Genomic DNA, 25,942 nt, shown 5'->3' on the forward strand with positions numbered 1-25,942 from the left:
GTTCCTACTTCCTACGCCGCTGTGAGCTGCTTGGCCATCGCGCGGTTCACGAGCGGGTCGCGGCCGGGCGCGTACGAGGGGATCGGCTGGTAGCCGAGGCGTCCGTACAGGGCGAGCGCCGCCACGTTGCGACTGCCGGTCTCCAGGATGGCGCGTCGCGCGCCGTGCTCGTACGCTCCGCGCTCCAGGGCGCGCAGCATCCGGCTGCCGAGGGCGAGGCCGCGGGCCGCCGGGGCGACGTACATGCGCTTGATCTCGACCGTGCCGGGGGCGACCAGGTGCCAGCCGCCGCAGGCGAGCGCCGCGTCGTGCCCGTCGAGGTGGGCGAGGAGGAAGAGGCCGTTCGGCGGCGCGAAGAGTTCCGGCTCAGTGGCGGCCGGGTCGTCGGCGAAGCCGTACATGGCCATCTGCTCCGCGTGGAGGGCGGTGGTGAGGCGGCGGGCGTCCGGGTGGTCGTACGGGACGGCGGAGAGCGCGGCGGCAACGGGGCGGGCAAGACCGGTCGGCGTCATATGCCCGATAGTGCCCTGTCCACTCGGTTCAGCGCATCCGTGCCGCTGGCCGACTTGATACGGGTGCCGGCGTGCCGGCGGATCCCGGCCAGCAGGTTGCGGCAGCGCACGGACTGGACTTCGGGCAGGTGGGCGGTGAGTGATCCGAAGGTGGCGAGGGTGGCCTCGGTGTCGTGGGCGAGCAGGTGGGCCCTGGCGAGGTGGACACCGTGCAGGAAGGCACTGCGGGTGTAGCCGGTGCTGGGTCCGTGCGCGGTGATCGGCGACAGGAGGCTGTACGCCTCCTCCAACAGTCGGCGGCCCTTGGCGCCAGGATGGGCGGCGGCCAGGTCCACCAGCCCCTGGCCGGTCTCAGCGGCCACCTGATCAGCGGTGAAGTAGTAGAGCGCCGGGGGATCGTCGGACCTGCGGTGTTCGAGGAGAGCAAGGCATCGGTCGGTGGCCGATCGGAAGGCGTCGATGTCGCCGGCGGCGGCGTGGGCGGTGGCGAGCCGTCCCAGGGCGCGGGCCCGGACGGTGGGCAGGCTCCTGGCGGCGGTTTCGACGGCGGCCTCGGCGAAGCGGATCGCGGCCGTGGGGTTGCGGGCCGCCGCGTGCTGGTAGGCGAGCATCCCGAGCACGTTGGCGACGGTGTCGTGGTCCGCGCTGGCACGGGCGAGGCGGATCGCGACCAGCTGGTAGCGCTGGCCCGAGGCGGAGAGGTCCGCGTCGAAGGCCATCCACCCGGCGAGCTGGGCGAGCCCCCCGGCGGTGCGCAGGAGCCGGGTGCCGATGTCCGGCGTGTAGCGGCTGTTCTGCAGGAGCGACAGCACACCGTCGAGGGCGATGCGCACGTACCGCTGGGAGATGGCGCCTCCCCCAGTGGCGTCGTCGAGGCGGCGCAGGTCGGCGAGGTGGGATTCCAGCAGCGTCATCATCGGCGGCAGTACGTGGTCGGTGCCGCTCTCCCGGCTGATGCTGCGGGGCTGCTGCCGGTCGGCGTCCCAGACCGCGGTGAACAGTTCACCGGACGGACGGAGGGTCGCCTGGGACGCGGGGTCGGTCGAGTTCCAGGCGGTGGCGGTAGCCAGCACGGCGGCCAGCGAGCGGCGCCCGACCAGGTCGTCGGTGACGGTCCGCTCGTCCCTACCGGCGTCCGGCTCGGGAGTCCCCCAGAGCATGGTCGGGGTATAGGCCCGGCCGGTCCTCTCCGTCAGCACCGCAGCGGTCAGTCGGCGGACCGTCTCGGAGCGCGGCACCGAGCCGCGGCTCCAGGCGTGGGCGACGGTCAGGTCGAGCCGTCGCTCGCCGAGGCCCGCGAGCCGTCCGTTGATCTCGCGGACCAACTCGCGCGGCGACCAGTCGGCGTATCTGAGGGCCGTCACCAGCACCGCTCCATGGCGGTCACCGGAGGGTGCCATCTCGGCCCCTAGCTGGGAGTCTCCGGGCATCGTCACCTCGCGACGGTACGTCAACCAGGCTTTGTCTCAGGGAAATTCGCAGCTTTTCGCACTGACTGCGCGAGGTTGTTGACTACGGCGGTCTCCACATAGATAGCCAAACCCGGCGACACCGACCGCGGCGCGGGAATCCTCTCCGACGCCGCTTACCAGAGCATATGGCTCGGCAACGGCCCCCCAGCCGTCGACGTCTTCGACCACGCCCTGACCCGCACCCAGAACCTCAACGCTCGCTCCCTGCTGAGCCTGCGCAAGGCCCGCGCGCACGCCATGACCGGCGAAGCCCGCGCCGCCCGCCGCGCCATCGACGCCGCCGAGCACTCACTGAACATCGCCACCGGCACACCGCCGGCCTGGTGCTCGTGGATGAGCCATGCCGACCTGGCCATCGATACCGGCCGATGCCTGATCGACCTCGGCGAACCCGGTCCCGCCCACCGGCAGATCACCCAGGGCATCGATCTCCTGCCCGCCAGCCGTGACAAGACCCGCGCCGTCTTCCTCACCTACGAGGCGGAGAGCCTGGCTCGGCAGGGCGAGATCGACCACGCCGCCGCCACCGCACAACAGGCCCTCGCGCTCGCCCGGCGTATCGGCGCCACCCGCTGCCTGCGACAGATCACCACCCTGAGCAGCGCCTTCCGGCTGCACTGTCGCGTGCCCGGAGTCGCCGACTTCCTGGAAACCGTGACCTCCGGCGCTTGATCATCCGAGATCACCCCTCCTCGCCTGATCCGCCCTGCTTCCAGCAGCGTCGCCCGCACGACCTGACCACTCCTAGGATCGAGACCTTCTTGCCAGCGTTTATTCAGAACGTCCTCCATCAATGGGAGTTGACGGGTACCGTCCGAATCCGAACGCAGGGGAGAGGACGAACAATGAGTCAGTGGCATGACTTCACCACCGGCGAGCGGATCAAGATGCTCCGCGGGAAGGAAACTCAAGCCGGTCTGGCAGAACGTAGCGGCCTGTCGAAGCACACGATCCAGAAGGTCGAACAGGACAAGAACGTGTCGCTGCCGACGCTGCTCCGCCTTGCGGAGGCACTGCACTCGGACGTGTCCGTGATTCTCGGACACCAAGCTCCTCGGCGGGGGATGGGGCGCGACGGTCGTTCGATGCTTCGGGAGCTTTCCAGGAAAGTCCACGACACCGCTGCTGGTGTGCTCGCCGAACCAGCTGAAGGTGTGTCTCCCGGACAAGCCGATCTTGTCGAGGCTGCTGACCGGATGTGGCGGGTGTATTGGCGCGGAGACTACGCCGAGGCGGGTTCGCTGGTCGTCCCGTTCCTGCAGTCGGTGGCCCTGTTCGCTCAGGCGGCCCCGGTCGGCCAGGAAGCGGCTGCGAACGGCCTGTTGTCGGACGCCTTCCGGGCGGCCGGTCTAATCGCCAACTTCCTCGGCGCACGGGACTTGGCGTACGCCTCGGTCGGACATGCCATCCGGCACGCTGACCTGGCAGCAGACCCGGTACGGCGGAGCATGCTGGGATCCGCACGGGCACGGGTGCTGCTGCGGGACGCCCGGGTGGAGCAGGCACTTCGGGAGGCCGAGGCCGCAGCCGTGCGTGCAGAGCCGCGGTTCTCCGAGATGGAGCCCGCTCTGCTCGCCGCCTACGGGAAGAACATCATCTTCGCGGCAGTCTCGGCCAGCAGGCTCGGAGACTCCGACCGTGCGGCGGACCTGTTGTCCCAGGCCCATGCAGTGGCGGCACGGTTGGGTCGCGATGTCTTCGGAAACGGCATGCAGTACGGGCCGTCCTACGCGGGCGCCCAAGCCGTAGGAATCAACGTCACCCTGGGGAACGCCGGCAAGGCGCTGGACATCTCCCGGCAGTTCGACGCATCCGGCTTGACGCAAGCCGCTCACAACCGGATGCAACTGGACATCGCGCTGGCGCAGTGCGACTCGCGTCAGTGGGACACTTCCCTGGATACGCTGCTGGAGGTCTGCTCGGCATACCCGGAGTGGGCCAAGCACCAAGCGATTCCCGGAGTGATCATCGAAAGGGCCAGCCGCGCCGGGAACTCCCGGATCCGGAAGCTGTCTGAGATCCTGGGGACCTCGCCGACCATCCGGTGAGCACCACCCTCAGCCTGGAGCACACGTTGTCCTACCGCGGTCTGATACTCGACTTCGCCGGAGTCGTGACCACTCCGATCGGTGAGTCCGCGCGGGCGTGGTGTACCAGCGAAGGGCTTCCGGCGGACGCCTGGCGGCGGATGCTGGAGGACGATCCGGCGGGCCGGGCGCTCTACGTGGAGCTGGAGCTGGGCCGCATGGAGCAGGCCGAGTGGAACGCTCGGACCGCGGCGCTCATGGGCGTTGCCGGCGAGAACCTTATGGGACGCGCCCACAGCGGAGTACGGGCCGTGGCGGAGATGGTGGAGCTGGTGGAGCGGGCCCGGTCCGCCGGGGTCGTGACTGCTCTGCTGTCGAACAGCTACGGCTTCGACCCATACCACCCGTACGAGTCGACGGGAGTGTGGAGCCTTTTCGACGTGCGGGTCATCAGCGGAATCGAAGGGCTCGCGAAGCCTGACCCGGCGATCTACCGGCGGACGCTGGAACGGATGGGTCTGGCTGGCTCCGACTGCGTGTTCGTGGACGACCACCGTCAGAACCTGGCGCCCGCTGAGGCACTGGGGATCACAACGGTGCTCGCCGACGGCCCCGGGACCGCCGCCCGCGTTGCCCAACTGCTGGGCCTCGATCCTGCGGAGTCGAGCCCGGTTACCCATCTCTGAGGTCCAGTTCGCGACCGATGGACAGCGAAGTCCCATCCTCTGTACGTGAACTTCCCTGTGCTACAACCGGACTCTTACACGCCGTACGACTTCACCCACCCGCGATCTTCCAAAGTCGTACGGCTCGCCGGTTCGTCCGGACGGGGGTAAGCGGGACAGTGGAGCCATGCCTTCGGATGTGCCTCAATCGCCGGGCCGTGTTCCTGTAGCGATCTACATTGCCTCTCCGGGCGGAGACCCGGGTGGCGTGCTGGAGACTCACTGCCGCCAGTACGCAGAAACCCGCGAGTGGGTGGTGGCCGCCGTGTTCACCGACGCGGGGGAGCAACTCCCGTTGAAGCAGCGTACGGGCTGGCGCGCCGTGGAGGAGGCTCTCGCGGTGGGTACCGCCCGTGGCGTGGTGATGCGGACCCGATCGATGGTGGCCTCCAGCTCCGAGGAATGGGAGCGGTTGGCCGTGGGGATCGGCGAGCTGGGCTGGTTCCTGGCTGCCGGCCTCCTCGACGCACCGGCTGAACCTTCGGTCACCGCTCCGTCCGGCAGCAGGTCGCCGCTAGGTGCCCAGACGATCAACACTCCAGGACCGTAAAGGATCTACGGCGAATCCCGGGTAGGGCGTGGGCAGTCGGCGATTGCCCCACCACTCCAGAGCATGCCGGACCGCCCGGACCGACCGGACGGCATTCGGGCAATGGGGCACACCGTCAAGCCCTGATCGCCACACAGCGCCCTGTCATGAGCACGCCCAGAAGGGGGGATCCGTGATGACCGCGTTCACGTCCAGGCTGGTGTACCACCCCGCCGGATTCGACGTTGAACTCCAAGGTGCCGTGGACGACCTGGTGCGCGGCCGGTGGATGTCGACGGAGCGGCTGCTGTCCGGGACCGCGCGGGCGTCGGGTCTGTGGACGTCGCGGACGCAGGTGCTGGCGGTGGCCGCGGCCCGGTCGACGGTGCTCTCCGACTGGGCCCGGGAGCACCCGGCCGCCCCGGGCCTCGGCCTGCTGCAGACGCGGGTCATGGTCGAGCACGCCCTCCTGGCGGCCAAGGACCGCCGGCCGGAAGCCGGACAGCTGGAGCAGGCGGCCCGTGAGGCGTGCTGGGCGGCAGCGGAGGAGGACCCGTCGGACCCGGTCCCGTGGGTGTGTCTGCTCGCCTTGGCCTCGCTGGACCTCGACCAGGCCCGCCCCGAGCACCGGGTGTTCTCGGGCGATCCGCTGCTGCCGCCCGGCCCGTGGGGGCTGCTCGACCAGGCGCTGCGGCGCGATTCCGGCAGCCGGGAGGCGCACCACCGGATGTTCCGGTACTGGCAGCAGCGCAACCGTGCCGCGGCGGTCGATTTCGTGCACACCGCAGCGGCGAGGGCTCCGATCGGGTCGCCGCTGGCGGCCCTGCACCTGTACGTGTCGGTCGATCAGTACCGCTTCACCCACTACCGGGACGCGCTGGCGCGCCGGCAGTGGCTGCGGGAGCCGCACGCCTCTCACACCCGGCGCGCCTACGAGAGCTGGTTGGCGGCGGAGCCGGGGTCGTGGCCGGTGGCGGACCTCAGCTATCTCGCGCACGCCCTGTGGGCGGGCGTGCGGATGGGCGCGGCCACCGACGTGTTCACCGCTCTGGGCCAGTTCGCGTCGAAGACGCCGTGGGCGCACGTCGCGGATTCGCCGGCGAAGGGCGAGGCGCTGCTGCTGACCGCCCGGCAGCAGGCTTTCGCCGGCCGCGCCACCGCCCTGGCCTGACCTCCCGTCCCACCCCGTCCCGACTTCACCGTTCCCCTTTCCTGCACGGAGGTTGTCTTCCCATGTCCCCTGCCCACGCCGCGCCGCCGCTCCAGAGCGACGAGGAGCACCTGCGGCGGCTCGGCTACGAGCCCAAACTGAAGCGCCGGATGGGCGAGTTCGACAACTTCTCCTCGTCCTTCTCCGTGATCTCGATCCTGTCCGGTTGCATGACGATGTTCGCGTTCGGGTTGAACATCGGCGGGCCCGCGGTGATGTTCTGGGGCTGGATCGGCGTCGGCGTGATGGTGATGTTCGTCGGCGCCGCGCTGGCCGAGGTCACCTCCGCCTACCCGACGTCCGGCGCGCTGTTCTACATGGCGCACGCCCTCGGCGGCCCCCGCTGGGGGTTCGTGGTCGGCTGGCTCAACCTGCTCGGGCTGATCGGCGGGATCTGCGGTATCGACTACGGCGCCGCCTCGTTCGTCGGCGCGCTGCTGAACATGCAGTTCGGCTACGAGCCGACGGCGCTGGGCCTGCTGGGCATCTTCGCGGTGATCCTGCTGCTGCACGCGGGGCTGAACCTGCGCGGTGTGCGGCTGGTGTCGGTGCTCAACTCGGTCTCGGTGTGGTGGCACCTGGGCGGCGTGGTGCTGATCGTCGGGGTGCTGGCCGTCGTGCCCGACCACCACAACAGCACCGGCTGGCTGATGACGCACTTCGTCAACAACACCGGCTGGAGCAACCCCGTCTACGTCAGCGCGCTCGGCCTGCTGCTGGCGCAGTACACCTTCTCCGGGTACGACGCTTCCGCGCACATGTCGGAGGAGACCACGCGGGCGTCGGTGGCGGCGCCCCGCGGGATCGTGCGCTCGATCTGGGTGTCGTGGATCGCGGGTGCGGTGCTGCTGGCCGGCCTGTTGCTCGCCATCGGCGACTACGACGCCGTCCTGGCCAGCAGCACCGGGGTGGCGCCCGCGCAGATTTTCCTCGACGCGCTCGGCCCGGGCGGGGCGAAGGCGCTGTTGCTGGTGGTGATCGTGGCGCAGCTGTTCTGCGGCAACGCGGAGACCGCGGCGTCCAGCCGGATGGTGTTCGCGTTCGCGCGGGACAAGGGGCTGCCCGGGTCGGGGCTGTGGAGCCGGGTCTCGGAGCGCACCGGTACGCCGGTCGCGGGGGTGTGGCTGTCGGTCGGTGCCGCGCTCGTCCTGGCGCTGCCCTCGTTGTACAGCGCGACGGCCTACGGGGCGGTGACCGCGATCAACGTGGTGGGTATGACGCCGGCGTACGCGGTGCCGGTCTACCTGCGTCTGCGCAAGAACAGCCCGTTCCGGCCCGGGCCGTGGAACCTGGGCCGCCGGGGGCGGCTGGTGGGCTGGGTCGCGGTGGGCTGGGTGGCGCTGGTGACGGTCCTGGTGTGCCTGCCGCAGTCCTACCCGGTGGACATCGACACCTTCAACTACGCGCCCGCGGCCCTGCTGGCCGCGCTCGGCCTGGCATACGGCTGGTGGCGGCGGCGGGGCCGGTACGACTACGCCCCGCCCGTGCAGCAGTCCGCCGAGTTGGTCGAGCTGTCCGAGGAGGTCGTGTGAGCGCGGAGCAGGACGGCCGCGCAGCGCTCCGGCCGGAGCCGGAAGAGCGGCTGGTGGATCTGATCGACGGTGGCGACGTCGACTCGGTGGTGGTCGCGACGGTCGACGTACAGGGCCGGATGAAGGGCAAGCTGTTCGACGCAGGTGCTCTTCGGGCGCGACTGGAGCGGGAGCCCGTCTCCAGCGAGGTGTGCGGCTACCTGCTGGGCACCGACCTGGGCATGACGCCCGCCGAGCGCGGGGTGTGGTCGTGGGAGTCCGGGTTCGGCGACGTCGAGCTGGACTGGCACGTGGAGCGGGCGCGGCGTCTGCCGTGGCTGCCGGGCACCGCCCTGGTGTGGGCGACGCCGCTGCAGAACGGCCGGCCGCACGTCCTGTCCCCAGCGGGCATCCTCGCCCAGCAGGCGGCCGGGCTCGTCGGGATGGGCCTGGTGCCGATGGTCGGGCTGGAGTGCGAGTTCGTTCTGGTCGAGGGCAGCGAGCGGGACACCGAGCGCTCGGGGTGGCGCCCGCGCCCGGCGACGCTCGGCAACCTGGACTACGCGCTCGACGCGCCCGGGAACGTCGCCGCCTTCCTGCGGGAGCTGCGGCGGGTGCTCGCCGAGGCCGGCCTGCCGGTCGAGGCGCTGAAGCTGGAGGGCGCGCCGGGCCAGGTGGAGGTCACGTTCCCCTTCGGGCCGGTCGAGCGGGCGTGCGAGCAGCACCTGCTGCTTAAGATGGCGGCGAGATCGGTGGCCGAGCGGCACGGGATGTCCGCGCTGTTCATGGCGGCCCCGTTCACCGGGACCGGGTCGGGCCTGCACCTGCACCTGTCGCTGCACCAGCTGAATGGCGGTGCTTCCGTGTTCGCCCCCGGCGGCGGCGAGGACCTGCTGTCCGGGGTAGGGCGGGAGGCGGTGGCCGGGCTGCTGGACGTGCTGCCGGTGACCGGCCCGCTGTGGGCGCCGAGCGTCAACTCCTACCGGCGCCTGGCCCGCGACCGCTCCTTCGCACCGACGAGGACGACCTGGGGGTGGGACAACCGCTCCTGCGCGGTTCGGGTGGTCGGGCACGGCAGCAGTCGGCGCCTTGAGGTGCGGGTGCCGGGCGCGGACGCCAACCCGTACCTCGCGGTGGCCGCCGCCCTCGCCGGCGTCCGGCACGGCATCTCAGGCGGCCTGGAGCCGCCCGAGCCCGCCCGCGGCGACTCCTACCGGGACGCCAAGGCGTGGCGCCTGCCTCGCGATCTCGCCTCGGCCGTGCGGGAGTTCGAGACGGACCGGACGGTCGTCGAGCTGTTCGGCGTGCAGCCGGTCGCACACCTGGCCTCCCTCGCCCGCCTCGAACTGGACCACCACGCACCGCTGGTGAGTCAGGCCGAGGTCGCCCGCGGCTTCGCCCAGTCCTGAGCCCCGGCCCGGCCGCGCACCTTTCCTGCGGCCCGGCCGGGCCGGACCACCCCCCTTCCCCTGTTCGGCATTCAGCACGTTGGAGAGCAGCATGGCCACCACCACCCCCACCGTCGCCGCCAGCGCGGAGCCGGACCCCGCCGGCCTTCCCGCCGCCCTGTCGGCGGTGCACCTGGTCGGCGTCACCGACCCGGGCATGGAGGGCCTTGCCCTGCACCTGGCCGCGCGCGGCGCGCAGGTCAGCGGCAGTGCCCATTCCGGCGAGGTGCACGGGCGCGTCGCGGACCGGCTCCGGGCGGCCGGGGTGAGCGTGGCGGAGGGCCTGGCGGAGTCCGAGGTCGCGAAGCTGGGCTCGATGGTGTGGTCGCGGGCGGTCGTCGGCCCGCACCGCGAGCTGGACGCGGCCGTCGGGCAGCGGGTTCCGGTGCTCGCCCGCACCCACGCCCTCGCGCTGGTCTGCGCCGACTTCGACGGGGGCGGGCTGGCGGCGGTGTGGGGCAGCCACAGCACCGCGACGGCCTCGGCCGCGCTCGCCCACCTCCTCGACGACGGCCGCACCGGCTGGATCCTCAACACCCCCGCGCCCGGCGTCCCGGCCGGGCACCACGGCGGCGCGCGCCTGGTCGTCGACCTCTCGCCCGACACCGCCACCCACGAGACCGTCCCCTCCTCCCCGATGCGGCTGTCGCCCGGGTCCGTGGCCCGCCCCACCCCGGCTCCCCGCGCGATGCTGATCACCGCCGTCGACCCCAACCTCCCGCACCACGAGGACCTGCCGGCGGCGCTGGCCATGGCCGAGCACCAGGCCCGCACCGCGAGCACCGTCGTCGTCCCGGACATCGTGTGGTGGAACAAGCCGCTGACGCTGCTGCGCGAGCGGCTGGCCGACCGGCCGGGCCCGGAGGTGGTCACCGCCGGGTACTCCTCCCGGTGCGGTGTTCGGATCACCGAACTGGCGAAGACCGACGGTGGCGGCTACCGGGCGGAACTGCTTTACGGAAACCGCAGGTTCCGCTCGGTGGTGCCCGCGACCGGACTGCACCACGCGGTGACGGCGGTCTGCGCGGTGGCCACCGCCCTCGTCCTGGGCGAGGACCCCGACGCCCTCGCCCAGCGCCTGGCGCGCTTCGGCGGCGTCGAGGGCTCGATGCGGCACCTGGGTACCCCGGGCGGCGTCAGCGTCGTGCGCTCGCGGGCCCGCCACGTCACCGAGGTCGCCCGCGACCTGCAGGCCGCCCGCGAACTCGCCGGCCAGGGCAGCGTGATCGCGGTGCTGGAGCCGGACGGCTACGTCCGCACCCGCGCCCAGGCCCAGTCCCTGGGCGCCGCGCTCGGCCGCGGCCACCGCGCCGTGCTGCTGCCGGTGGCCGGGGGGCTGCCCGTGTTCCACGTCGAGGACCCGCTGGAGGCGGTGGCGGCGGCGGCCCGCGAGGGCCTGCCCGCCGAGCGGGTGCACACCGTCCGCACCGGTCCGTGCGAGCAGAGCGCCGAGGAGATCGTCGCCGGCCACGCGAAGGACGGCGACGTGGTCCTGGTCATCGGCACCCACCGGGCGCCCGCCGTCGCCGAGCGCCTGCTCGCCCTCCTCGGCACCACCTTCTGACCGCCCCTCACCGGCAAGGAGACCCTGTGCTCACCGACCGCCCCCTCCACGACCTCGACGCCGCCCAGATGGCCCTGGTCCGGCACGTCGTCACCGGCTCCACCCGCGGAACCCTTCGCGCCCAGCTCGGCCTCGACAACATCGACGCCGCCATCGCCGCTCTGCACGCCGCCACCGGTACGAGGAACACCGTCCACCTGGCGGCCTGGGCGGCGGCCTGCCGGATCGTCACCGACCAGTCGTACACCGCGCCCGCCGGCCACCCGCACCTCACCCGGCGGTACCGGCAGGTCCTCGACGCGCTCGTCGCCGGGGCCGGCGATCTGGAGATCAGCCAGGACCTGGGCGTCACCCCGGCCACCCTGCGCGGCTACGTCAAGACGATCACCCACCAGTTCGGCGCCGCCGGCCGCACCCAGCTGGCCATCGCCGCCGTGCTCAGCGGAACGGTCCCCCTGTCCGCGATCACGCCGACCTGGCCGAACGAGCCGCTGCCCGCCACCCGCGCCGGCGCGAGCGCCGCGTGAAGGCCCCCCGCCCCGCCCGCCGGGCCGCGACGGCGACCATCGCCTTCCTCCTCGGCACGGGCACCGGCACCGCCGCGGCGTTCCTCATCGAGCACCCCGACCGGGCGCAGCCGGCCTGGCTGGGCCTGTTCGCGGCCGGTGTCCTGACCGCGGCGACCGGCACCGACTGGTCCTCCCGCCGCGCCGCGCCGCACACCCCCACCGCCCCGCAGCACCAGCACGAAACCCATGGCGGCCGTCCGGGTCAGGGCCGCACCCGCATCCGCACCTACCGAAACCACCGGAACCACCGATGACTACTTCCTCCGCTTCCTTCGACCGGTCCGCGTTGCGGTTCAGGCGTCTGCTCACCACCCACCCCGGGGTCGTCGTGGACAGCGCCGCCCTGCTGAGCGCCCGCGCCCGCCCGGCGAACGAGACGCCGCCCCTGTTCCACCTCCTGCTCGCCGCCGCCGAATCGGGCCGCCCGGTGATGCTCCACACCGAGCACCCGGGCGAGGAGGACGACCTGCTACGCCGCGGCGTGCCGCGGCTGTGGACGCTCACTGCGGCACCCGGGCCCCTGGCCGAAATCTCCGCCCTGCCGCTCGTCAAGGCGATCTCCCTGGGGCGCGCGAACGAGCTGCCGGTGCCGTTGCCGGCGCTGTGGCCGACCGTCTACGGACAGATGGTCGGCGCCCCGCAGCACCCCGTGCAGGTACAGCCCTCGATCACGGCGATGATCAACCTGAGCATGGCGGGACGCACCGGCGAGGAAATCGCCGGAGCGGTCGGCGCCAACGGGAAACTGATCACCTCCGCCCTGTCGCTCACGGCGTCACGGCGGGGCTGCGTGAACTCCACGCACCTCATCGCCCGCGACATCGTCGACGGCTACCTCGACCCCGCTGCCGCCCTGCGGAGCGCCACCGCGCCGCCCGGCACGCTCTCGCAGCCGCAGTTCGACGCGCTCGCCGCCTCCATCGACACCGGCAGCCTGAACGTCCTGGCCGCCCGCCTGGGGTGCTCCAGGCGCGTGGCCCAGACCCACAGAAGCGGCGCCGTCAAGGCGTTGGGGGCACTCACCCCCACCCAGGCCGCGGCGATCGCGCTGGCGACCGGCGCCCTGCCCGACCAGGCCGTGCCCGCGCGTACTCCCTACCCGCCGGACCTGCGCCGACACCGGCACCCGCCGGCCGCCACCGAGGCCACGGCTGCCCGGGGCGAGGAAGCCGGGCGGCCCCGATGACCTTCCTCGCCGGGCCGGACCACACCGCCGAGGCGAGCGCGGTCGGCGGCGGTCTCCGGTACGTCGAGGCCCCGGCTCCCTTCCTTCCCGACGGCGGTGCGTCGATCTACCTGTTCGGCAAGACCGTCGGGTGCCCGGACTGGCAGCGCGAAGCCGTCGGCCTGCTCGCCGGCGCCGCCTTCGCCGGCACGGTGCTCAACCCGCGGCCCTCCTTCAACCCGGACGGCAGCCCCTACGACGCCTGGCGGCCGTTCGGCTGGCAGGACCGCAACGTCCCCAAGTGCGACGCCGTCCTGTTCTGGAACCCGATCAGCGCCGACCGGATCCTCGCGGTCTACGAGGCCGGCCTGCTCGCCGAGCCGGGCACCGCCGTCGTCGTCGGGGGCGATCCGCACGACTGCGAGCAGCGCTTCCTGCGCGGCGAGCTGGAGCGCCGCCTCCCGTGGCTGCCCACCGCCGACACCCTTGCCGCCACCGTCCACGCCGCCCTCGCGGCCCTGGCCGAACGCGCCGCCTCCCAGCGCTGACCGGCCCCACCGACACCGATCTCCCGCCCAGTCAGGACCCGCCTCCATGACCACCCGCACCCCCGCCGCCCCGGCCCGCATCGAAGAGCACGCGCTGCTCGGCAACTGCCGCACCGCCGCCCTGAGCACGTGCGACGGCGCGATCGACTGGCTGTGCCTGCCCGGCTTCGACTCGCCCAGCGTGTTCACCGCCCTGCTCAGCGACGACCCCGGGCGCCACGGCTTCTGGCGGATCGGGCCCGCCGCACCCGACACCGCGCCGCCGACCGCCGACCAGCGGCGCTACGTGGGCAACAGCACGGTGCTGGAGCAGACCTGGCGCACCGACAGCGGCGCCCTGACCGTCACCGACTTCCTGGTCGCGCCCGACGCCACCGGCTACGCGCCCCCGCAGCTGATCCGGATCGCCGCGTGCACCGAGGGCACCGTCACCGTCGCCTCCGAGATCGCGGTGCGGCCCGGCTACGGCGCGCGTACCCCCACCGCCCTGCGCGTCGCCTACGGCACCCCGCGCACCCGGTACACCGACGGCGCCGACACCTACTGGCTCGACGGCCCCATCCATCACTCCCGCTTCGGCACCCGGTACGCCGAGGCCACCCTCGCCGCGGGCGAGCAGCGGGTGTTCGCGCTGACCTGGTCCGCCACCGGCGACCCCGCGCCGGCTCCGCCCAGCGGCCTCGAACTGGCCGCCACGCTGGCCTGGTGGGAGGAGTGGGCGAGCGCCTGCGCCTACACCGGCCCCCACCGGGAGGCGGCGCTGCGCTCCCTGGTCACCCTCAAGGCCATGCAGGACCTGGGCACCGGGGCGTTCGTCGCCGCGCCCACCACCAGCCTGCCCGAACGCCTGCTGCGCCACCTGTCCGACACCCTGCCCGCGACCGCGGTGCCGAAGAAGCGCAAGGGGACGCCGGAGGAGTGGAGGACCTGGGACTACCGGTACGGGTGGCCGCGCGACATGGCCTGGTACATCCGTACCCTCGTGCGCTACGGGTTCGTCGAGGAGGCCCTGGCCTGGCGCGAGTGGCTCCTCACCCACACCGACCCGGCCGCCCTGCGCCCGCTCTACCGGCTCGACGGGTCGACCGGCACCGCCGAGCGGACCCTCGACCACCTGCCCGGCCACCTCGGCGTCGCCGGCCCCGTGCGCGTCGGCAACGGCGCCGACGACCAGCTCCAGCTCGACGTCCCGGGCGAGATCCTCGACACCCTGTGGCAGATGGAACTGCAGGGCCTGCCCGGCGGAGACGACGTGGTCGAGTACGCGCTCCAGCTCGCCCTCCAGGTCGAGCGGACGTGGCACCTGCGGGACTGCGGGATGTGGGAGAGCCGCGGCGAGCCGCAGCACTACACCTCCTCCCGGATCTGGTGCTGGACCGCCCTGGACCGCGCGGTGAAGCTGCTGCGCCGCAACGGCGCCCACCTGGCAACCGCCCAGCGCCTGGAGGCCCTGGCGGCGTACGTGCGGATCACGGTGCGCGAGGCCGGGGCCGACCCGCAGCGGGGCACCCTCACCCAGGTCTGCGGGGGCCGGGACCTGGACGCCTCCGTCCTGCACGCGATCACCACCGGCCTTCTCGACCCGGCCGACCCGCTGGCGGCCGGCACGGTGCGAGCGGTCGCCCGCGAACTCGGCGAGGGCCCCTTCGGCCTCGTCGAGCGCTACCCCACCCATGAGCACTCGGCCAACATCGACGGCCTGCCCGGCCACGAGGGCGTCTTCCTGCCCTGCACGGCCTGGCTGGCCTCCGCCCGCGCCCTGACCGGCGACACCGCCGGGGCCCGCGCGAGCATCGAGACGCTGCTGGGCGTCCGCAACGACCTGGGCCTGCTGCCCGAGGAAGCCGACCCGGTAACCCTGGCCCACCAGGGCAACGCCCCGCAGGGCATGAGCCACGAAGCACTGCTCGCCGCCCTGCTGGACCTCCAAGCCGCCCAGCACAGCGCCCCGCGGGAGCTGGTCCTCGCCCAGGTGGCGTCGTGACCGCGCCGTTCACGCCGCCCGGGCCGTTGGCCGACGCGCTCGTCCACTTCCCGCTGACCCCCCGGACCAAGCGGGCCGCGCCGCCGTTGTACCAGCGGGTCACCGGCCTGCTCCACCGGGCCCGAGTCGCCTCCAGCAGGAAGTTCGCGACCACCGCCGGCAACGTCCTGCACGAGACCGCCGTGCTGCTGGCCGATCTCGGCCGCCTGCGCCAGGCGGTCGAGCTGTGCGCCACGCACACCCGACTTTGGGTCGCGGGTCGGCGGTTGAGCGCCGAGGGGGCCCGGCGGGCGCTGGCGCCGCAGGGCACGGCCGCCGCCCTGCTGCTGCGCGCCGGCCTCCCCGAGGACGCCCTGGTCCTGCTCGCCGAGGTCACGCGGGCCCTTGCCGCGGACGACGACGCCGCGCTGCCCCACGGGCCGCTGCCGCTGGCCCGCCTCACCGCCGACGACGACGACCGCGAGGACGTCGCCGGCTGGTGGGCGGATGTCCAGGCGGGGCACGGCGCCCGTGCCCTGGCCCGCCAGGGCCGCTGGGCGCAGGCCCACTTCCACGCCAAGACCGCCCGCGGGCCGGGCCCCTGGCCCGGCCTGCTCGACGCCCGCCAGATCGCCATCGTCGCCATGGCCGTCGACGGCCGAACCGACCTGGCCCGGACGCTGATCGACGACACCCCGCTCGTACAGCCGTGGGAGCGCGTCGTCGGGGCCTTGCTGCACGTCCTGTGCGCGCTCACCGCCCAGGATGCGGCCGGCGAAGAGCTGCCCGTGCTGCTGGATGCGATGTTCACCGCGCACGACGCGATCGAGCCCGGCGCCCACGACCCGCTGTGGGACACCGAGTTGTGGCTCGCCCTGGTGGACACCGCGGCGGCGGCGGGAAGGCCGGCCGACACCCTGCACCCCTACGTCAGCGCCGGGGTCAAGAAGTCACGGGACGGCTACAGCGCCGCCGCCCTCCTCGCCCACCGGCTCGCCCGCGCACTGTCCGAGGAGGACCGGGCCGTGCTCACCCGCATCGCCGACGCCGCCGGCCTCGGCACCCACCCGGTCCCGGCCCGGACCGAGAGCCGCATCGCCCAGACGGTCCACGCCGCCACCGCCGCCCTGGCCGCCGCCACGTAGCCGGACCGCCTCGAAGGCCGCCACGAGAACGCTGGCGGACAAGCCCCGCCGGCATGCAGGCGACCCTGACGTCCAGGTCAGCGCAGCTGGCGGCGGTCCTCGCCGACCTGGACGTCGAGGCCCAGGAGCGGGCGAGCGCCGCGGCCTGACTCTGGCGGCCCGCCCTGCCGCCTTCCTTCTCCCTCTCCTTACTTCTTTCTGCTGACTTCTTCGAGGTGAACTTCCTTGTACAGGCTTGCTGGTCCGGTTCTGGTGCGTGCTGCCGCGCGGCCGAGCGGTGGTGTCCCGGCGTGGTGGCCGGATCTGGCCGACCACGGGCCGCACGCCGCCGAGGAGTTGCGGCGGTGGCTGGCGGAGGTGGTGGTGGAGGATGCGGGCCGGGCGGTGCTGGAGGGCGCCGGCGTCGAGCCGGAGGTTCTGCGGCGGGCGCGGTCGGTGGCGGCCGGCGCGGAGGTCGGCCGTGCCGAGCTGCGACGGCTGGTCCTGACGGTGATGGCGCACGTCCTGGTGGGCACCCGCGCGACGCCGTCCGGCCTGTCGGGCGGGGTGGCGGTGGCGCGGCTGGGCGGGGTGGCGGTGGCGCCGCAGTGGGGGCCGGGCCGGGTGGTGGCGCGGGTGGACGCGCGCTGGGTCGCGGCGGTGGTGGAGCGGCTGGAGCCGTTGATGGGCGAGAGCCTGCCGGTGGTGGGCAACCCGGCGCGCTGGCAGCGCGGGAAGCGGGTGCTGCTGGCCGACCACCAGGCGGGGACGGAGATCGCGGTGGACGCGACCGAGGCGGTGCTCACGGCGCTGCGGGCCGCCGACGGCGGCCCGGTGGCGCTGCGTGACGTGATGGGCCGGGTGGTTCTGGCGCACCCGCACTTCGGCACGGGACCGGCCCGGAAGCTGGTGAACGACCTGCTGCGTTCGGGTCTGCTGATCAGTGCGCTGCGTGCGCCGACGACCGTGCCGGACCCGCTGGGCCACGTCCTGGCGGTGGCGGCACAGGTGGGCGCGGACCTGGAGACCGCCGCGCGTCCGCTGCTGGCCGATGTCCGCCACGCCCACCACGAGCTGGCCTCGCACAACCGGCCGGGCACCGGCGCGGCTTCGCGCCGGGCGGTCCGCGAGCGGCTGGCCCGGTGGTCGGCCGGGCGGGCCCAGGACCTGGGCCGGGAGCCGCTGGTGGCGGTCGACCTGCGTCTGGACGCCGGGCCGATGGCGCTGCCCGAGGACCTGGCCGGGATGCTCACCGACGCGGCCGAGGCGCTGGTGCGGCTGTCCCCGCACCCGGACGGACATCCGGTGTGGGCGGCGTACCGCTCGCGGTTCCTGCGCGTCTACGGGGCGAACGCGGTCGTGCCGCTGCCCGAACTGATCAGCCCCGACACCGGGCTCGGGCTCCCGGCCGGGTACCGGGGTTCGGTGCTGCCGGCGCCGACCGCCTCCTTCGGCGCCCGCGACGAGCTGCTGCTGTCGCTGGCGCAGAAGGCCGCGGTGGAGCGGCTGGAGGAGATCGAGGTGGACGGGCCGCTGATCCGGCGGTTCAGCTCCGCCTCCGGCTCCCCGCAGATCGCGCCCGCGCACGTCGAGCTGACGGTGCGGCTGCTCGCGCGGCGGGACGGCGAGGGCGGCCTGGGCCGCTACGGGGTGGTGGTGGAAGCGCAGCCGCGCCCCGGCGGGACGACGGCGACCCGGTTCCTGCCGCTGCTGGAGGAGGGGGAGCGGCGGGAGCTGGCGGCGGCGGTACGGGACGCCCCGGCCCAACGCCAGCACGCCAGGGCGGTGCAGGTCTGCGCTCCGGCGCTGACCGTCCGCGCCGGCACCCACACGCGCGTTCCGGCGCTGCTGCGCACTCTCCCCCTGGGCGAGTGCCCGGAGGCGGGGACGGGGGCGGGGGCGGTGCGGCTGGAGGAGATCGGGGTGCGCGCGGACGAGCGGCACATGTGGCTGGTGCGGCTCACGGACGGCAGACCGCTGGAGGCCCGGCTGCTGAACCCGGTGGGACGCTCGGCGACCGCCCCGCTGGTCCGGTTCCTCACGGAGATCGCCACCGCGCTCACCGCGTGGCCGACCGCCTTCGACTGGGGGGCCGCCGCGAACCTCCCCTACCTGCCGCGCCTGGTGCGGGGCCCGGTGGTGCTCTCCCCGGCCAGGTGGGCGCTGCCCGCCGCCGACCTGCCGAACCCGCACGGCCCGTGGGAGCAGTGGCGCACGGCCGCCGTGCAGTGGCTGGACCGCTACCGCGTCCCGGACCGCGTCTACCTGGTGCAGCCCGAGCGGCGCCTGCCGCTGGACCGGTCGGTGCCCGAGCACCTGGTGCTGCTGCACGAGCACCTGGAACGCGAACCGGCCGCGGTGCTGGTGGAGGCCCCCGCGTCCCAGGACGAGGGGTGGTGCGGGCGGCCGGTGGAGCTGACCGTGCAACTGCACTCCATTCGACCGCAGTTGCCCACCCGGCACCCGACGAAGGAGACGGGCTGCCTGGACTGGCAGTTGCCCGGCGCGTCCGCCGTGCTCTCCGCCCGCCTGCACGGCAACCCGCGCCACGTCGACGAAATCCTCTTCCGGATGGGCGAGTTGACGGGGCAGTGGGTGATCCCGCCGGTGTGGTGGTTCAAGCGCGGCGGTGGCTCGGAGCCGCACCTGCGGCTGGTCCTGCTGCTGCCGGAGCGCGCCGCATGGCCGCTGGCCGCCGAGCGGGTCGGCACGTGGTCCGAGGACCTGCGCGAGCAGGGCCTGATCACCCAACTCGCCTACGACACCCACCAACCCCAGATCGGAAAGTTCGGCCGCGACGCGGCCCTGCGCGGCGCCGACCAGGTCTTCGCCGTCGACGCCCGCGCCACGCTCACCCAACTCGCCTACCAGCGCGGGAACGGCGCCGACCCGATCGCGGTCACGGCGGTGAGCATGCTCCACCTGGCCACCGGACTGCTCGGCCCGGAGGCCGGGCGCGCGGCGCTGCTGAAACGGCTACGGTCCTACTCCCGTCTGAGCGTGGCGGTCCGGCTCAAGCGGCGCGCCGCCGAACTCGCCGACCCAGACGGCGCGCTGGCCGCCACCCCGGAGGGCCGCGCCCTCGCGCTGGCCTGGCAACTGCGGGACGCCGCCCTCGCCGAGTACCGCGACGCCCTGCTGCGCACGACGGGAGCCCCGGCGCCGAACGAGGTGCTGGCCGCGCTGCTGACCGCCCACTGCAACCGCGCCGGGCTCCTCGACCGGACGGCCGACCTCAGCCGGGCGCTCACCGGGCACTGCGCCGGCCTGCCCGCCCCCGCCGCTTCCCCCGCCCGGACTCGCCCGTGAACTACCTCCCCTTCACCGGCGACCTGCCCGACTCGGCCTACGAAGGCGACCAGCTGCTCCGTCGCCTGCTCAGGACCCATCCGGGCGTCGTGGTCGACGCCCAAGCCCTGATCAGCGCGGCACCGGCCGTCTCGCGGGTCGCGCTGCCGCCGCTGGTCCGGCTCCTGGTGCACGCACACGAAGCCGACCTGCCCGTGCTGCTGCGCGGAGCAGAGCACGCCAAGCAGGTGCACGCGCTGTACCGGCAGCGCGGCCTCCAGCAGCTGTGGACAGACGTCCTGGAAGGCGACCGGCACCGGCACACCGCGCACCCGCCGTACGTGACGGCGGTCCTGCCCGACCAGGTCCACGAGTTCCTGGGGCCGGTCCCGGGGCTGATGGCCACGGTCCACGGGCGGCTGATCGGGCCGCCGCAGCACCCGGTGCCGCTGGCGCCGCACGCCCAGGCCATGCTCGTCCACCTGATGGCGGGTCACACCTACGAGGAGGTCGCCGACCGGGCCGGGCGCCCGACCGGCCTGCTGCGCAGCCTCGCCGCCCGCGTCACCTCCCCGCGGGGCTGCCGCAGCATCCGGCACATGATCGCCCGGGACATCGTCGACGGCTACCTTGCCCCGGACGCGGCGCTGGCGACGGTCACCGGCGAGCCCGCGGCCCTCACGGAGGACCAGCGGAAGCCGCTCATCGCCTCCATCGACCAGAAACTGCTGTCCGCGGCCGACCGCCATCAAGGCTACGGCCGGACAGTGGCCTACGAGCACAGGTCCGAGGCGGTCCGGGCCCTGGGCGCCCGCAATCCGACCCACGCGGTCGCGGTCGCGCTCGCGATCGGAGAGATCGCCGACGACGACGTACCCGCCCGCGACCCGTACCCGGACGGCATCAAAGGGCCCCGGCGGAGTACCCCGGCCTCGGTCCGCCGCCCCGCCGCCCCCACTGCCCCTGGCACCGGCCCGCCGGCGCCCCGCGCCGCACCCGAGCCGGACCGCCGCCCGCCGACCCGTCTCGCCGGGACGAGCACCGCGCTCTTCACCGAACCCGTCTTCACCCAGCCCACCGCCGCGGGCGCCCTGGTCCTCCCCGACAGGGCCATCGATTAGGCGTGCTTGCCCGACTCCGCGGTCCCGCCCGCCACCTGACCAGCCGCCGCCGACCACCCCACCCCAGACGAGGAGAACACCACCATGCCCGCCATGCCCGCCACCGGCCCCGCGACGCGGCAGTACCTGCTGCGCCTGGCGAACGGCACCCCCGAGGAGTACGCGGTACGGCACCTCGGGCCCGCCCTCGTCCGGCTGGAGGCCAGCTGCGCCATCGGCCCCTGGTACTTCGAGCGCGGGGCGGACACCTGGACGTTGGTGTGCGAGAGCGCGCCGCTGCCCGGCTTCGCGAACGAGGACCCGGAGCGCGAGGTCCTGGACCTGTGCCTGGCCGCCGGCATGATCGCCGGGTGGACGCCCACCGCCTACCGGCCGTACACCTACTGCGCCGGAGGGACGGCGGGCCTGCCCGCCGCCCGACGCTGGCGCCACCTCGACAGCCGCCAGGTCCTCACCTACCTGCGCGTCGACCGCGTCGCCGACCGGCGCGACGACCTGTTCGTGGTGCACGGCGAGGCGGCGATGGCCGGAGCCGGGCTCGACCGGCAGGGCATCGCCGCCACCTGGGGCCAGATCGCCTCCACCGCCCCGGGCGGCCTGTGGCCCGCCGTCCCCGACGACCTGGTGCACACCGTCGGCGCGCTCCTGCCGACCACCGCCGACGCCCAGGCGGCGCTGGACTGCGAACCGCCCCTCCCGGATGCCTGGACCGTAGTGCACGCCGACTACGGCCGCGCCCTCGCGGACCTCCACGAGCAGGGGCTGCTGTGGGGCGGCCGGCACACGGTGCTCGCCGCCCAACTCCTCGGGCACGCCGACCGCCTCGGCGTGGCCGACCCCGCGCGCCTGGCCGCCGCCGCGGCCACCGCCGCCCTCGGCCTCACCGCCCGGACGGGGGCGCTGCGGTGACCCGCCCCCAGCCGACCGGCCCCCTCGGCGACGCCCTCGCCCGCCTGCCGCTCGTCCCCCGCCCGGCCCGGACGGCACCGCCGCTCCAGCAGCGGGTGGAGGAGCTGTCCGACCTCGCCGCCCGGGCCGCCGACGGCGGCGACACGGCCCTGGCCGCGCAGGTGCACCGCCGCGCCGCGGTCCTCGCCCACGACCGGGGCCACCCGAACACGGCCTACGGCCTGTGCAACCTGGACGCCCACCTTCGCCTCCAGCACCGCCCGCTGAGCACGGAAGACGCCTGCGAGGCGCTGCGCTCGCAGCTCACCGCCGCCGACCTACTGGTGCGCGACGGCCGCCCCGCAGCCGCCGTCGCGCTGCTGGGGGAGGTGTCGCGGGCGATCGGCGAGGACACCGACGCCGCCACCGCCGCCGCCACCCTGCCGCTGGCCGGCCTCGCCGCCACCGCCCAGGACCGCGGGCACCTCTACGAGTGGTGGGACAGCGTGTCCCTGCTGCCCACGGCGCACGCGCTGGTGCGCGACGGGCGCTGGACCGAGGCCCGACTCCTCCTCAAGGCCGATCCGCTGGCGCCGCCCGGCCCGTACGAGCGGCGGCAGGTCGAGGCCGTCGCCCTGGCCCTCGACGGCCGCCCGGGGCTGGCCGCGACGCTGCTGGCCAAAATCCTCCTCGACCCCCGGTCCCCCTGGGAGCACGTGGTCACCGAAGTCCTCGCCACCGCCTGCGCCCTCATCGGCGAACAGAGCGACCTCACCGCCCGGTTCGACGCGCTGGGCGACGCCCTCGACACCTACACCCCCACCAGCAACCCGGAGTTCGACACCCGGCTGCTGCTCACCGTCGCCGACCTGTGCAGCGCCGCGGACCGGCCGCCGGGGGCCCACTACGTCTACCGGCTCGCCACCGGCTGGGCGCTGACCGCCTCCGAGGGCTACAGCGCCCACGCCCTGCTGCGCCACCGCCTCGCATCCGAACTCCCGGAGGAGCACCGCCGGGAGCTGACCGCGATCACCGAGGGCGCCGGACTGCGCCCCGCCCCGGTGCCGGCCGACCTCGACGAGCGGATCACCGCCGCGCTCGCCCAGGCCGCCACCGTCATCACCACCGCCCTCTCCGCCGGACCCGGCCTGCGGCAGCGGTGACCCGGCCACCCGCCCGGCCGCCGGCACGGGCACCCCCGCTGTCGGCCCGGCGCACTCCCCGGCGCCCGTCCCCAGTTTCGACACCGAAAGGGCATCCGCATGACCAGCACACCCACGACCACCAGGCGCGGCAGTTCCGGCGACCTGGGTACCTTCGTCCACGTCGGCTGGAACATCCAGCACGGCTGGAAGCTGTCCGACGCCATCGACCAGATGCGGCGGTTCGCCCAGCAGCACGGCGCCGAGCGCCCGCAGCTGCTCACCCTCCAGGAACTCCAGGAAGGCCAGGCCGACGAGGTGGCCGGGCGGTTCGGCCTGGAGCCCGTGGAGGCGCCCAACGTCCGCCCCGGCAGCCGCAACGCGCTGTTCTTCGCGCCCGAGCTGTTCGAGGCCGACCCCGACTGGGTCGCTCACGCTGAGGAGATCCGACACCGCCCCGCCACGGCGAAGCTGACCACCATCCACCCCTCCACCGGCGCCCGCAGCCGACGCCAGCTGGCGGTGGCCTCCGTCCACCTGGACTTCGGCAACCCGGAGAACAGGGCGCGCCAGACCCGCTGGGTGCTGGCCAACATGTACAAGGACAACCGGCTGATCGTCGTCCAGGGCGACATGAACTCCTGGACGGACTGGGGCGCGCCGTCGACCCTGGCCAACGTCGCCGACCGGGCGTTCGCGCTCGACCGGTCGATCATCCTGCCCGACGGGACCACCCGGCCCGACGACATGCCCCACCGGATCATGGCGGCGCGGGGTCTGGTGGAGCTGGGCCGGTACGCGGCCACCGTCCTGGGGCAGAGCGGCGCGGACCGGCCCACCACCTGGGACGGGCCCAAGAAGCACCGGCAGCGAATCTCCGACGCGGACTGCCCGCCCGGCGGCCTCAGCGCGATCGACCGCGCCTACGTCGACCCCGACCTGGCGGAGGCACTCGTCTCGGCCACCACCCCCGCCGAGCCGCAGGTGCAGGCGGTCTCCGACCACCTCCCGCAGGTCACCGTCTGGAACATGCAGAGGTGGTGGGAGGTCGTGGACGCCGAAGTCGAGATCATCAACCACTAACGCCGCAGCGCCGGTCGGGCCGGTGCGGCCCACCGCCCGGCACCGCTTCCACCCAGGCGCGCCGGTCGCCCCCGCCGCGTAGGCGGGGGCGACCTCGCGCCTCCTAGAACACCGCCGACCCGTGGAGACCCCCGTTGACCGCCCTTCCGTCCCTCGACGGCCTGACCGCCACCAGCAGAGCCCCGCACCCGGACCCTGCCGGCACCGCCCGGCAGGCACTTGCCGACGCGGCCCTGGACCAGGGCCTCGACCCGACCGGTGCCGAGTTACTGCACGATGCCAGGAACTGGACGTTCCGCCTGCCCAACAGCGGTGCGGTCGGCAAGGTCCACAACCGCGCCACCTCTCACACCGAGGTGCTACGCCAGGCCCGCACGGCGGACGCACTGCTGGCCGCCAACTTCCCCACCGCCGCTCCGCTCGGACGCATCAGCGAGGCCCGCGGCCACCTGGTCTCCTTCACCGAGGACCTGGGGTCGAAGCGCCCCAGCGAAGCCCAGCACGGTGCTCTCATCCGCCGTCTTCACCTCCTGCGGCCGACCGGTTTCGACGCCACCCCGGTGGACTGGGTCGCCCGCGCGTTCACCCGCCTGAGCCGACTGCGCCCCACCGCGATATCCGACACCGGCCGCGCCGGTCTGCACCGCTTCCTCACCGCCGCCGCCGACGCCTACCGCCAAGCCCGCTGGCCCGAACTCTGCCTGACCCACAACGACATCACCCTCACCAACTCCGTCCTCACCGACAACCGGGGCCCGGCCCTCCTCGACCTGGAGACCCTCGGCCTCGGCAACCCGGGTTTCGACCAGGCCGCCAGCGCCTTCGCCCGGGACGCCTTCGGCAAGGACCCCGTCCTGCACAAGGAGTGGGTGGACGGGTACGGCTACGACATCGCCGAAGCCGACCCGGGGCGGTACGAACTGCTGGTACCTGTCGTAGGCGCCAGCTCGTGCCTGTTCTACCTCGACTGGGCCGACCGGACCCGCCCCGAAGCCCGCCCCGAAGCGGAACTGCGGCTGGAGACCCTCCTGGAGGGCCGCTCCTTCCCCTGGGGATGGGTGCCCCTCAACATGGCCAAGAAGCCGGAGCCCGCTGATACGACCCGGCACGCCTCCTGATGGCAGCCGACACCACCGCGACGCGGCACTTCCCGGGACCCGACCGGCAGGCCCCGTCCAGGGCGCCACTCGACACGGTGTCCACCCCCACCCCGACCCGCCGCCGGCGTGCGACCCGCCCACACCGGCGACAAGCCGCACGCCGGCTCCTCCTGGTGCTGGCGCTGCTGCCGCTGCTGACCGCACCGGCAGCCCCGGCCCGCGACCGGATGGTCCACGCAACAGCCGACGAGATCGTCTCGTACGAAAGGCGTCCCTGAGCATGTCCCAGCAGGACTTGGTGTTCGTCGCCGATGACCGTCCGCTCGCCGCCGTCGCCCGGGAGATCGCCCGCGCCGCCGGTGCCTCGGTCGACCCCGAGCACTCCTCCCCGGAGCGGATCTCACTCGTACTCAGCGCCGCCGGGGCCGAAGTCGAGGTCAGGTGCCACGTCGAGCACAACGTGTTCGCCGAGACGGACCCGCCGCCGGAGGAGGTCAATGCCTACGACGAGTACCGCGTACTGCTCGACGTCTGGCTCCGGCACCGCGACGACCAGCGCCAACAGGCCGAAGCGAAGGTCCTGTTCGAGCGGCTAGCCCAGGCCAGCCCCCAGACGGCGACCCTCCTGGTGCAGGAGCTGGGCCTGCTCCTCGCCGCCCACCTTCCCACCCAGGGGGTCCGCGAGTTCCCCGCCGGCACCACGGTGGACGCCGAGGACCGGGACGCCTGGGGAGACTGGGTGGTACCCGGGAAGTGAAGCCGAACCCCATCCGGCGGGCGGGGCCGATCCGCGTCGGACGCCGACCGGGAGGAGCAGTGGTGACGGCCGCCCGGTTCGCGCCCGCGCCGCCCGCCCGCACCGCCACCGTCCTGCCCCCAGCCGGGGCGGGTACCCCGCTCGACCTTGCCGGTCTGCCCGCCGCCGTCGGCGTACTGGCGGACAGCCGCTTCGC

23 protein-coding genes are annotated in these 25,942 nt (G+C 73.9%); 21 read left to right on the forward strand and 2 right to left on the reverse strand.

Going from position 1 to position 25,942, the window contains the following annotated elements:
- Positions 1-11: 11 nt before the first annotated feature.
- Both ACIP60_RS13550 and ACIP60_RS13555 read right to left on the reverse strand, forming a co-directional pair.
- Positions 12-512, reverse strand: a complete 501-nt coding sequence (locus ACIP60_RS13550) for a GNAT family N-acetyltransferase (protein WP_400683198.1) — start codon at positions 510-512, stop codon at positions 12-14.
- Positions 509-1,876, reverse strand: coding sequence for a hypothetical protein (locus ACIP60_RS13555; protein ID WP_400683200.1), 1,368 nt, complete (start codon positions 1,874-1,876; stop codon positions 509-511). The genes ACIP60_RS13550 and ACIP60_RS13555 overlap by 4 nt, the downstream gene beginning before the upstream one ends.
- Positions 1,877-2,221: 345 nt before the next feature.
- Between ACIP60_RS13555 and ACIP60_RS13560 the strand changes: the two genes are divergently transcribed.
- From ACIP60_RS13560 to ACIP60_RS13660, 21 genes are all read left to right on the forward strand, one after another.
- Complete coding sequence (locus ACIP60_RS13560) at positions 2,222-2,656, forward strand: hypothetical protein (RefSeq protein WP_400683203.1); 435 nt, start codon at positions 2,222-2,224, stop codon at positions 2,654-2,656.
- 173 nt (positions 2,657-2,829) lie between these two features.
- The gene (locus ACIP60_RS13565; RefSeq protein ID WP_400683205.1) at positions 2,830-4,032 is read left to right on the forward strand and encodes a helix-turn-helix transcriptional regulator; all 1,203 of its coding nucleotides are present in this window, start codon (positions 2,830-2,832) and stop codon (positions 4,030-4,032) included.
- The gene (locus tag ACIP60_RS13570) at positions 4,029-4,697 is read left to right on the forward strand and encodes an HAD-IA family hydrolase (protein ID WP_400683207.1); all 669 of its coding nucleotides are present in this window, start codon (positions 4,029-4,031) and stop codon (positions 4,695-4,697) included. The genes ACIP60_RS13565 and ACIP60_RS13570 overlap by 4 nt, the downstream gene beginning before the upstream one ends.
- 166 nt (positions 4,698-4,863) lie before the next feature.
- Positions 4,864-5,286, forward strand: a complete 423-nt coding sequence (locus tag ACIP60_RS13575) for a hypothetical protein (protein WP_400683210.1) — start codon at positions 4,864-4,866, stop codon at positions 5,284-5,286.
- 175 nt (positions 5,287-5,461) lie between these two features.
- On the forward strand, positions 5,462-6,436 hold the full coding sequence (locus ACIP60_RS13580; protein ID WP_400683212.1) for a hypothetical protein: 975 nt from the start codon (positions 5,462-5,464) through the stop codon (positions 6,434-6,436).
- A gap of 62 nt (positions 6,437-6,498) precedes the next feature.
- On the forward strand, positions 6,499-8,007 hold the full coding sequence (locus tag ACIP60_RS13585) for an amino acid permease (protein ID WP_400683215.1): 1,509 nt from the start codon (positions 6,499-6,501) through the stop codon (positions 8,005-8,007).
- The gene (locus tag ACIP60_RS13590; protein ID WP_400683217.1) at positions 8,004-9,395 is read left to right on the forward strand and encodes a glutamine synthetase; all 1,392 of its coding nucleotides are present in this window, start codon (positions 8,004-8,006) and stop codon (positions 9,393-9,395) included. The genes ACIP60_RS13585 and ACIP60_RS13590 overlap by 4 nt, the downstream gene beginning before the upstream one ends.
- A gap of 91 nt (positions 9,396-9,486) precedes the next feature.
- Positions 9,487-10,998, forward strand: coding sequence for a Mur ligase domain-containing protein (locus tag ACIP60_RS13595; protein WP_400683220.1), 1,512 nt, complete (start codon positions 9,487-9,489; stop codon positions 10,996-10,998).
- Positions 10,999-11,024: 26 nt separating this feature from the next.
- Complete coding sequence (locus ACIP60_RS13600) at positions 11,025-11,525, forward strand: LuxR C-terminal-related transcriptional regulator (RefSeq protein WP_400683222.1); 501 nt, start codon at positions 11,025-11,027, stop codon at positions 11,523-11,525.
- Positions 11,522-11,821 (forward strand): hypothetical protein, encoded by a 300-nt coding sequence (locus tag ACIP60_RS13605; RefSeq protein WP_400683224.1) that lies wholly within the window; start codon positions 11,522-11,524, stop codon positions 11,819-11,821. Before ACIP60_RS13600 ends, ACIP60_RS13605 begins: the two co-directional genes overlap by 4 nt.
- Positions 11,818-12,753 (forward strand): hypothetical protein, encoded by a 936-nt coding sequence (locus ACIP60_RS13610; protein WP_400683227.1) that lies wholly within the window; start codon positions 11,818-11,820, stop codon positions 12,751-12,753. Before ACIP60_RS13605 ends, ACIP60_RS13610 begins: the two co-directional genes overlap by 4 nt.
- Entirely contained in the window at positions 12,750-13,280 is a 531-nt protein-coding gene (locus ACIP60_RS13615; RefSeq protein WP_400683229.1) for a hypothetical protein, read from the forward strand. Before ACIP60_RS13610 ends, ACIP60_RS13615 begins: the two co-directional genes overlap by 4 nt.
- A 46-nt stretch (positions 13,281-13,326) precedes the next feature.
- The gene (locus ACIP60_RS13620; protein WP_400683231.1) at positions 13,327-15,264 is read left to right on the forward strand and encodes a glycoside hydrolase family 15 protein; all 1,938 of its coding nucleotides are present in this window, start codon (positions 13,327-13,329) and stop codon (positions 15,262-15,264) included.
- Positions 15,261-16,388: a hypothetical protein gene (locus ACIP60_RS13625; protein WP_400683233.1), complete on the forward strand. Its 1,128-nt coding sequence runs from the start codon at positions 15,261-15,263 to the stop codon at positions 16,386-16,388. The genes ACIP60_RS13620 and ACIP60_RS13625 overlap by 4 nt, the downstream gene beginning before the upstream one ends.
- Before the next feature lie 252 nt (positions 16,389-16,640).
- Complete coding sequence (locus tag ACIP60_RS13630) at positions 16,641-19,676, forward strand: lantibiotic dehydratase (protein ID WP_400683235.1); 3,036 nt, start codon at positions 16,641-16,643, stop codon at positions 19,674-19,676.
- Positions 19,673-20,776 (forward strand): hypothetical protein, encoded by a 1,104-nt coding sequence (locus tag ACIP60_RS13635; protein ID WP_400683237.1) that lies wholly within the window; start codon positions 19,673-19,675, stop codon positions 20,774-20,776. Before ACIP60_RS13630 ends, ACIP60_RS13635 begins: the two co-directional genes overlap by 4 nt.
- An 84-nt stretch (positions 20,777-20,860) precedes the next feature.
- A complete protein-coding gene (locus ACIP60_RS13640; protein ID WP_400683240.1) occupies positions 20,861-21,685 on the forward strand; it encodes a hypothetical protein in 825 nt (274 codons plus the stop codon).
- The gene (locus ACIP60_RS13645) at positions 21,682-22,827 is read left to right on the forward strand and encodes a hypothetical protein (RefSeq protein ID WP_400683243.1); all 1,146 of its coding nucleotides are present in this window, start codon (positions 21,682-21,684) and stop codon (positions 22,825-22,827) included. Before ACIP60_RS13640 ends, ACIP60_RS13645 begins: the two co-directional genes overlap by 4 nt.
- Before the next feature lie 99 nt (positions 22,828-22,926).
- Positions 22,927-23,889: an endonuclease/exonuclease/phosphatase family protein gene (locus tag ACIP60_RS13650; protein ID WP_400683245.1), complete on the forward strand. Its 963-nt coding sequence runs from the start codon at positions 22,927-22,929 to the stop codon at positions 23,887-23,889.
- A 134-nt stretch (positions 23,890-24,023) separates the two neighbouring features.
- On the forward strand, positions 24,024-25,007 hold the full coding sequence (locus ACIP60_RS13655; protein ID WP_400683247.1) for a phosphotransferase family protein: 984 nt from the start codon (positions 24,024-24,026) through the stop codon (positions 25,005-25,007).
- A gap of 262 nt (positions 25,008-25,269) precedes the next feature.
- Complete coding sequence (locus tag ACIP60_RS13660; RefSeq protein WP_400683250.1) at positions 25,270-25,746, forward strand: hypothetical protein; 477 nt, start codon at positions 25,270-25,272, stop codon at positions 25,744-25,746.
- The last annotated feature ends 196 nt before the right edge of the window (positions 25,747-25,942 follow it).

The organism is Kitasatospora sp. NPDC088783 (genome assembly GCF_044750705.1).
GTDB classification, from domain to species: Bacteria; Actinomycetota; Actinomycetes; order Streptomycetales; family Streptomycetaceae; genus Kitasatospora; species Kitasatospora fiedleri.